This is a genomic window from Leuconostoc sp. (assembly GCF_965300815.1).
Genome location: NZ_CBDKZH010000048.1, coordinates 1 through 9,070, shown reverse-complemented (window position 1 = coordinate 9,070; position 9,070 = coordinate 1). Strand labels below are relative to the sequence as shown.

Below are 9,070 nucleotides of genomic sequence, written 5' to 3'. Positions count from 1 at the left end.
GGCCAAATAAGGGTTCCCCGTCGTTAAGACTTGGTAAATCACATCGTTTTTATCTTTTGACTTTGTGGCTAACAACCAATTTTCAATCGTGTCAGCAATGACTGTTGAGACTGGAATCGCTTCAAAAAGCGGGTTTGCCATATATTTCTTTAAGAACGGCTTGAGCTTTTCTGGCATTGTAGCACTAAAGACCAATGTCTGTAGGTCTTTTGGCATTGCACCGGCGATATAATCTACTTCTGTCAAGAAGCCCATGTCAAGGGTCATATCCGCTTCATCGACGACCATGGTGTGCACAGCATGTAGCTTCAAGGCACCAGATTCAACCAAATCTTTAATTCGGCCAGGTGTCCCGATAACAATTTGTGGTTGGTTGTTTTCCAACTGCTTGATTTGACGGAGCTTATCTGTCCCACCAACATATTCAGCAATTGTAATATCGGGATTGAGCTGTGACGCAAAGTCCTTGGCTGCTTTTGTAATTTGAGCAGCCAATTCACGTGACGGCGTTGTAATGACTGCTTGTACGTATTGGCGGTCTTGTTCTAATTGGTTAAAAATGGGAATCAAAAAGGTATGCGTCTTCCCTGAACCTGTTTGTGATTGGCCAACGACATCTTTGCCTTGCAAGATCGCTGGAATTAATTTTGCTTGGACAGGGGTTGGCTTGGTAAAGCCAATCTTAGTCAACGCAATAATGATTTCTGGTTTTAAATTAAATTGTCCAAATTGGTTTGCAGTTTCTGCCATCAATTTTCTCTACTTTCATTCTACTCAGCTTGTGGCTGAGGTAACTTCTTTGTCGCCGCCTTGTTCAAGCAAAGCAGCATTGACACTATTGATCAAACGTTCAATATCTTCAGCGGTTTGTGCCCAGGCACCAGAGGCCATTGGATGGCCTCCACCCTCAAATTGGTTCGCAATTTTGTTAATGACGATCGTCCGTGAACGGAGCCGCACACGATAATTGCCTTCATCTTGTTCTTCAAAAATTGCCCACGCCTTAACTTTGTCAATTGTTGCCGGCAATGGCACAACAAACGCCGTGCCTGAATCTTGCAGATCAAATTGTTCCAAGAGTGCTTTGGTTAAGACCACATAGGCAAATCCTGATGGTAAAATCGTGAGGTTTTGCAGCACATAACCCGACAATTTAGCAGCATTTTCCGAAATTGTTGACATATGGTGCAAAACAGCTTCGTAATCGAAGTCATAACCAAATAATTCTGATACCACGCGGAAAGTTTCTTGATCCATACTGTACATGAAACGTCCAGTATCACCGACAATACCAATATACAATAAACGAGCCGCCTTAGCGTTCATAACCAAACCTTGGTCTTTGAGCGCTTCATAGAATTCATAAATCATCGTACTTGTCGCTGATTTACCTGCTTCAACCCATTGCCAATCCCCATAAGGTTCATCATTGGGATGATGGTCGATTTTAATAATTTCTAATCCGTTTGGCCATCTTTGATCATCGATTCGTGGCGCATTGGCGGTGTCCACCACAAGGACCAACGCATCACGATACATTTTATCGGGCACGTCATCCATAAAGGTGTCATCTTCACTCATCCAAGCTAAGCCTTGGACAGCCTTCCCAACTGCATAAATCTGCTTGTCTGGAAAACTAGCTTCTAAAATCGCCTTTAAGCCCAATTGCGCACCGTACGCATCAGGATCCGGGCGTTGGTGGCGATGAATAATAATGGTGTCATATCGCTTTATTTCTGCTAATATTTGTTCTTCAATTGCTGACATTAATCTATCTTTCTCGTGTTATCTTAAATTTATCGTGACTATATGTATACTAGTATAACATGTTTAAAACAAGGTCATTTCTTCAAAACCGCTTGGCTGTAAATTACTCATTGACAGTCCTAATAAACGAATGGCATACGGGCCTGTTACCACCTCATCAAAAATCGCTTGAGCTGTATTCACCAAGAGGTCTTCAGCAAGCAACCAAGGTTCTACCTGTGTGATTGCCCGGGTTGTGGTATGGAATTTTTCATCCCGAATTTTAACATTTAACGTCCGGCCAACCAACCCACGAGCCTTCAAAGCCGCAATCATACCACTCGCTAACTTTTTAAATTCGGCACGTACCAGTTCATCATGGTGTAAAAACTGCGCAAAAGTTTCCTCTTTACCCACTGATTGTTGTTGGCGTTGCCACTTGACTTCACCAAAATGGACGCCACGCGCCTGCCAATAAAGATTTTCACCCAACTTACCAAACTGCGCCACTAACGTTTCGCGTGATAGTTGCCGTAACGTGGCACCATCAAGTACATTAAGGGCTGCTAACTTAGCTTGCGTTTTCTCACCGACCCCGCGAAATTCACCAATCGGTAAATGATCTAAAAAAGCCAGGCGGTTTTCCGGCGTAATCACCGTCACGCCGTTTGGCTTATTAAATTCAGATCCCAACTTCGCTAATAGTTTGTTATACGATACGCCCACCGAACTAGTTAATCGTGTTTGTTTATAGATGTCATGCCGTAACTGTGCGGCCAGCATTGCGCCTGACAACGCATTGTCGGTCACATCTAAGTAGGCCTCATCATACGCCACCGGCTCAATTTTTGGCGTAATTGTCCGAAAAACAGCATGAATTTGCTTAGAAATGGCTTTATATTTGGCAAAATCAGGGATCAGAAAGATCCCGTCTGGCGCTAAACGCCGCGCTTCTGCGGATCGCATGGCCGAATGAATGCCAAGTTGGCGCGCGACATAGTTCGCCGTCGTCACCACCCCACGACCCCCAGTTTCTGCTGGATCACGCGAAATAATTAATGGCTGATGGCGTAATGCCGGATTGTCACGCATCTCAACTTGGGCATAGAAGGCATCGATATCAACATGGAGAATTTTACGTGTATCGGTTGTCAATAAAAGCTCTGTCATATCCCTATCTTATCACATTTAACGAACATAGGTTCGCACAACGTGGCCAAATGCCATAAAAAAACCCCTGACCGAAGAGGGCAATGGTCAGGGGATGATAACCGTAGCTATCGATTTATCAATCAGTAATTGGGGGGGCTGATTGAAACATTACTAGGGGAGTAATGAAACTCAAATATCTTTGAGTATGTTTTTATTATATACCTTCATGCGATTTTTGCATATATCACAACTTTTGCTATTATATTACGCCTCTATGACAAGTCCATATCCCATATTATTTTCCCGTGTCCCAAAAAAATCCGGTGGAATTGCAGGTATTTTAATATAAAAAAGACACCTCACGGGGTGTTTTCTCGGATTATACGTCGCGACGACGTTCCTTGATACGTGCTGCCTTACCTTGCAAAGCGCGGAGGTAGTACAACTTGGCACGACGAACGGCACCATAGCGTACAACTTCAATCTTATCAACACGTGGTGAGTGCAATGGGAACGTACGTTCCACACCAACACCAGATGAGATCTTACGCACTGTGTAAGTTGCTTGAATACCAGCACCCTTACGCTTGATAACAACACCTTCGAACAATTGGATACGTTCACGTGAACCTTCGACGATCTTAGCGTACACTTTAACAGTGTCACCAGCGCGGAAGTCAGGGATGTCAGAACGCAATTGTACTGATGTAACGTTTTCTAAAATACTGTTTTGACGCATTGGTCATTCTCCTAGCCGACAATCTTACACTTGCCCTCAGGCTAAACGCACAGCGGATTGTCGTTAATATTGCCTTACGGCTTTCCTTAGTGTAACAAATAATTCATGCCATGTCTAGCACTATTTTGTATAAGTCATCAAATCTGCTGTGATCGTGTCAATTTTGGCTTGTGAAGCAGCTTGTGAATCAGAAGTGACCCCAATATAGAACTTCAGCTTTGGTTCAGTCCCTGATGGGCGCACAGCCACCCATGAGCCGTCAGCTAACCAATACTTCAAGACATTAGCTTTTGGCTGTGTCAATGTTGTGACTTGGCCGTCAGCATCAGTTTCTAGACCAGTTGAGAAGTCTTGCACGCGGCTAACAGCAATCCCTCCAATCGTTTCCGGTTGATGATCACGGAACTTGGCAATGATTTTTGCCATATCGTCATTACCATGCACACCTGGGAAGTCCAAACTAATCGTCTTTTCTTCAAAATAGCCGTACTTATCAAACAAGGCTTGCAAACCATCTGCAAATGTTTGGCCTTGTGACTTATAGTAAGCCGCTACTACTGCAAACAACACGGGGGCTTGAATGGCAACTATATCGTGGACAAAAGGCTTAACGAGGTAGCCAAAACTCTCTTCAAAACCAAATAAGAACGTCTTTTCTTGTGTTGCTTCATATTCGTCAATGGTTGCCGCGATGTACTTAAAGCCAGTCAACACATCAGCTGTTGTCACGCCAAAGCTCTCAGCAATCTTTGAGGCAAAACGTGACGACACAATTGACGTCACAATCGCCCCATTATCTGGCAATGTGCCGGTGTTTTGCTTAGCCGTTAACAAATAATTCACCAAAACAGCGGCAATTTGGTTACCAGTCAAGACTTGGAAAGTTCCATCGGCTAAACGAACAGCAGCCCCCATCCGATCAGCATCGGGATCTGTGGCAACGACCGCATCGGCACCTGTTTCCTTAGCGTAAGCAATGGCCATTTCTAATGCCGCTGCATCTTCTGGGTTTGGCTTGGCAACAGTTGGAAAGTCGCCATCAATCACAGCTTGTTCTTTCACAATCGTATAGTTGGTAAAGCCTGCTTGTTGCAAAGCCTTTTCCCCAATGTATTGCCCGGTGCCGTGAAGTGGTGAGTAGACAAACTTTAACGATTGCCCTTCTTTAGCAACCAATTCAGGATCAACCGTGACTGTCTTCATAGCTGCCAAATATTGCTCGTCAATGGCTTGATCAATCACTTCAACGTAAGTTTGGTCTTCATCAAGGGCAATATTAAAGATATCAGAAATGCCCGCTAATTCGTTAACAACCGCATCAACGGCTTCCGGTACCATTTGGCCACCATCTTCACCATAAACCTTATAGCCATTGTATTCCTTGGGATTGTGTGATGCCGTAATCATGATACCAGCAAATGTCCCCAATTCTCGCACAGCAAAAGACAGTTCCGGCGTTGGCCGCAAGCTGCTAAAGAGATAGACTTTGATTTGATGTGCTGACAAAACTTTAGCTGCGTCAGCTGCAAATTCAGGTGAAAAATGGCGTGAATCAAAGCTAATCACAACGCCACGCTTTTTCGCTTCTTCCCCTTGTGACGCAATATAACGCGCTAAGGCTTCGGTAACTTGGCGTACCGTGAAGATGTTCATTCGGTTAGTTCCCGCACCCAAAACACCACGCATACCTGCTGTTCCAAAGCTCAAATTTTGATAAAAAGCTTCTTCTTGCTGCTCTGGTGTATATGAGGCAAGCTCATCGGCCAAATAGTCAGGCAAATCTGCCGCTTGCCACTGTGCTAAAGTTTCTTGATAATGCATGATTTTCTCCTATAACTTATCTCATCATAATTATAACAAAAGCAACCTATTTCCGAAGTAATAAGTTCAAGACGGCGCGTCGTAACTTTGGTGAACGTAACCCAACAATCAAGGCAACCGCTATGACCACCAGCCCAATCGTGAGCCATTCGTGCGGGATGGCCAAATGGCCGATAAAATAACCCAGGGATGTGATGGTAAACGCCCATAAAAAGCTAGCAAACGCTGCCATTTTAATATAACTGGCAAAAGGCAATCCCAAACGTTGCGCCAACAATGGTACCGCCACGCGAATAAACGGTAAAAAGCGCCCTAATACAATGAACAATAACCACCGTTTGGGATGGAAATCGACTGCCAAGCGATCAATGACGCCGCCCGATAGATACTTTTTTAAAAAGGGAATACGACCAATCTGTCGGGTTAAAAAGCCCCCAAACCAGTAGTTCACAGCATCACCACAAAGTGACGCCAAACCAAACACCAAACAATCTGCTAATAGCTCCCACAGATTATGATGTAAGCCTGCAACACTCCCTACCGATGTCAAAATCGTATCGCCAGGAATAAAACCCGTGACAATACCGGCTGTTTCAATAAAAATTAGCAGAAACATCACGACAAATTTTGACCACGCAAAGGCTTGATCTGCTGACAGAATATGATTAATGACAGTTGGTAAGTTTGTAGCTAATATGATCATAGACAGGCCCTTTTCCTTGCCTTAATTATATACTAAAAAAAGCGCCAAAGCGCTTTGGTTACATTAAGCCTGTGTATTGAAAATTTCTTTATCGTTTTCAGTGACTTTGAATTGCTTTGTCGCAAAGTCAGCTGTCAAAACGGCAGTTGTTTGACCATCAGCTGATGTACGTGTAATTGTCAAATCATTGTCACCGTTGTTTTCAACCTTAATCTCACCATCAAGATCAAAGGCTGAGCTTGTGTTACGGAAGCGAAGCAAGTCAAACAAGTTTGACACAACTGGACGCTTAACTGTTTCAGCAATTTCTTCAAGGTCGTAATAGTGACGGTTGATGTTACGGCCTTCCTTTGTGCTTTCCAACAATTCAAGGTCGTTTTCACCTGCCAACAAACCAACGTAATAAACTTGTGGGATACCTGGTGCAAAGATTTGTGTCGCACGTGCTAGCAAGTAAGCGGCATCGTCATTACCCAAAGCTGAGTAATAAGTTGTATTAATTTGGTAAATATCCAAGTTATTGTAGGCTGCTGATGAGAAGATCTTCTTCACGTTAGCCCCAACCTTGTACATTTCTTCCGTTGTAAAGTCTGTTTCTTCTTGTGTCAACAAGTCCTTGGCATCAACAACACCAATACCATCGTGTGTATCCAATGTTGTAAATTGCTTCATTGGGCTTTGACGCAACCAGTCAGCCAAACGGTTTGTCTTACCTGAATAAAGTGAGTACAACGTAATCAATGGCAACGCAAAGTCATATGAATACATGTCGTGATCCGTAATCTTGCGCACAATCTTGTAGTGTTCATGGATTTCTGGCAAAACTTCAGAACCTTCTGCTGCCAAGATTTCACGTACTTCGTTCAAAACGTCCCAGATTTCTGGTTCAACGAAGAAGTCGTTTGTATCCAACTTCTTGATAGCGTAAGCAAAGGCATCCAAACGAATCACTGACGCACCATGACGGGCAAGGTTAATCAATGAATCCTTGATGAATTGCTTTGTCACTGGCTTTGTGACATCCAAATCCATTTGTTGGTCACCGAATGTGTTCCAAACTTGGTCTGTTGTGCCGTCCGCAAATGTTACGGGCGCAAATGGTGCCTTATCCTTACGCTTATAAATCAAATCGATATCTTCGGCTGTTGGACGGTTTTCAGGCCAGAATTCAGAATACTTCAAGAACATGTCATAGTATTCTGAGTCTTCCTTCTTTTCTAAGAAGTCTTGGAAATACTTTGATTGTGGTGAAATGTGGTTCAACATGAAGTCAAACATCAAGTAGTACTTCTCAGCTAACTTGTCAATGTCAGACCAGTCCCCAAACTTTGGATCAACTGTTTCATATTCTTCAGGGGCAAAGCCACGGTCGCCTGTTGATGGGAAGAATGGCAAAACGTGGACACCACCAACAACACCATCCAATTCATTTGACAACACTTGATCTAATTCCTTCAAATTCTTACCAAGTGAGTCAGCATATGTAATGAGCATCACTTCATTGGTGAGCTTTTTCATGTTCGTTCTCCTTTATTTACGCTTAATTACGCTGTTTATTGTTCAGTTCATGCTACTTGTATGGCGCCGCAAGTTGGCGCCCAATATGATTTTAAGCCTTCTTTTTGCGGTTGATAATCAAGGTGATAACCGTTAAACCAAGTAGGATAAAGGCCAAAACCGGTGTTGTTGTATAAGCTGCGGAATCCGCATTACGTGTTGGATTTCCCAAAATACCCGACATCAGTGACAAGACAAATGGTTCAACGAACACGCCAACGTTAAAGCCAATCAAGATAATTGATGTGACCAATGGTTGCTTTTTCAAAGGTGCCAATTGTGGTAATTGACTAAAAATAAATGGTGAGATCAGTTGCATTGGGAAACCAATCAACAAAACCCCAATTGTCAAAATAATAAAATTTTGGTTTGAAAAGGCCACTAAGAAGTTTGAGACCGCCATCAACAATAGGCCAACCTGTAACGTATAACGACCAAAGATTTTTTGAACTGTCCCATACAAGATACCACCCATCATAGCCGCAACCAGCATGAAGGAAAGAATCGTTGAAACCACCATACCGTTAACCCCAACATTTTGAGCCATGAATGGGAAACTCAATTGAATGGCCATATAGTCAATTACCAAGAAGGCTGCAAAGAATGCCAAGACCCAAACCATTGGGCTCATCTTAGTTGCTGGACGAATAGCTGGCGTTGCCTTGTCATCTTTTGCTTCTGCTTCCGCCTCTGCTTCATTGATCATGTCTGATGTTTCAGGCACTTGACGATAAAAGAGGTAAAGAATTGGGAAGGCTAAGAGATAAACCAAGAAAGTCATTTGCCAACCAAAGGCCAACAACAGTCCGGCAATAAACGTCAAAACTGCTTGACCAATTTGTTCAACCGCAGCACGCCAGCCCAACATCGTTGCTCGCGTTTGGCCTTGGTACATCACTGCAATCATTGACACAGCCAATGAATTGAAAATACCTAAACCAGCCCCGAGGACCATGCGTGATACTAAAATAACGGGATAAGATGCGACGAACAATGGCACCGCACCTGCAACACCGACCAAAATCATCCCCAGCGCAATTGTCTTCTTATCCCCCAACTTTGCTGCGATAAAAGCACTAAATAGGACAAATATCGTCACAAAGATAGATGGTGTTGTTGATAACGCTTGCGCCTCCGTTGCCGTAACGCCAAGGGCTTCTGCCATTTGTGGCAAGGCACCGTTGATGGCGTAAGCACTTGTTAACATAAATGAAATACCTAAAAAGGCAATTTTAGTGAGCCATTTATCCTGACTTCTCATGACATTCTCCTCAAAATCTGATTAAAACCGGTTCCAATTTTTTCAAACAAAACAGGCTTTGTGCATTTCTACACAAGTAATTATAATATCC

General features: G+C 43.4%; 8 protein-coding genes. All 8 read right to left on the bottom strand.

Features of this window, described 5'->3' with window-relative positions; all coding sequences use genetic code 11:
* The coding region (locus ACW12G_RS04485; RefSeq protein WP_010005872.1) for a DEAD/DEAH box helicase at nt 1–750 on the bottom strand (750 nt) is incomplete at its 3' end.
* 24 nt (nt 751–774) lie between these two features.
* Nucleotides 775–1,767, bottom strand: coding sequence for a DHH family phosphoesterase (locus tag ACW12G_RS04480; protein ID WP_029509647.1), 993 nt, complete (start codon nt 1,765–1,767; stop codon nt 775–777).
* Between the two features lie 63 nt (nt 1,768–1,830).
* On the bottom strand, nt 1,831–2,916 hold the full coding sequence (dinB, locus tag ACW12G_RS04475; RefSeq protein ID WP_455647376.1) for a DNA polymerase IV: 1,086 nt from the start codon (nt 2,914–2,916) through the stop codon (nt 1,831–1,833).
* A gap of 361 nt (nt 2,917–3,277) precedes the next feature.
* Entirely contained in the window at nt 3,278–3,637 is a 360-nt protein-coding gene (gene rplS, locus ACW12G_RS04470; protein WP_010001800.1) for a 50S ribosomal protein L19, read from the bottom strand.
* Nucleotides 3,638–3,757: 120 nt separating this feature from the next.
* Nucleotides 3,758–5,458, bottom strand: a complete 1,701-nt coding sequence (locus ACW12G_RS04465) for a phospho-sugar mutase (protein ID WP_455647375.1) — start codon at nt 5,456–5,458, stop codon at nt 3,758–3,760.
* A gap of 46 nt (nt 5,459–5,504) precedes the next feature.
* The gene (locus ACW12G_RS04460) at nt 5,505–6,161 is read right to left on the bottom strand and encodes a DedA family protein (protein ID WP_455647374.1); all 657 of its coding nucleotides are present in this window, start codon (nt 6,159–6,161) and stop codon (nt 5,505–5,507) included.
* 63 nt (nt 6,162–6,224) lie between these two features.
* Nucleotides 6,225–7,679, bottom strand: coding sequence for a sucrose phosphorylase (gene gtfA / locus ACW12G_RS04455; protein ID WP_029509643.1), 1,455 nt, complete (start codon nt 7,677–7,679; stop codon nt 6,225–6,227).
* Between the two features lie 91 nt (nt 7,680–7,770).
* Nucleotides 7,771–8,979 (bottom strand): MFS transporter, encoded by a 1,209-nt coding sequence (locus tag ACW12G_RS04450; protein WP_455647373.1) that lies wholly within the window; start codon nt 8,977–8,979, stop codon nt 7,771–7,773.
* Nucleotides 8,980–9,070 lie beyond the last annotated feature (91 nt).

Coding starts and splice junctions, on each gene's coding strand:
- ACW12G_RS04480 (WP_029509647.1), bottom strand. CDS start 1,767: ATGTCAGCAATTGAAGAACAAATATTAGCAGAAATAAAGCGATATGAC.
- dinB (WP_455647376.1), bottom strand. CDS start 2,916: ATGACAGAGCTTTTATTGACAACCGATACACGTAAAATTCTCCATGTT.
- rplS (WP_010001800.1), bottom strand. CDS start 3,637: ATGCGTCAAAACAGTATTTTAGAAAACGTTACATCAGTACAATTGCGT.
- ACW12G_RS04465 (WP_455647375.1), bottom strand. CDS start 5,458: ATGCATTATCAAGAAACTTTAGCACAGTGGCAAGCGGCAGATTTGCCT.
- ACW12G_RS04460 (WP_455647374.1), bottom strand. CDS start 6,161: ATGATCATATTAGCTACAAACTTACCAACTGTCATTAATCATATTCTG.
- gtfA (WP_029509643.1), bottom strand. CDS start 7,679: ATGAAAAAGCTCACCAATGAAGTGATGCTCATTACATATGCTGACTCA.
- ACW12G_RS04450 (WP_455647373.1), bottom strand. CDS start 8,979: ATGAGAAGTCAGGATAAATGGCTCACTAAAATTGCCTTTTTAGGTATT.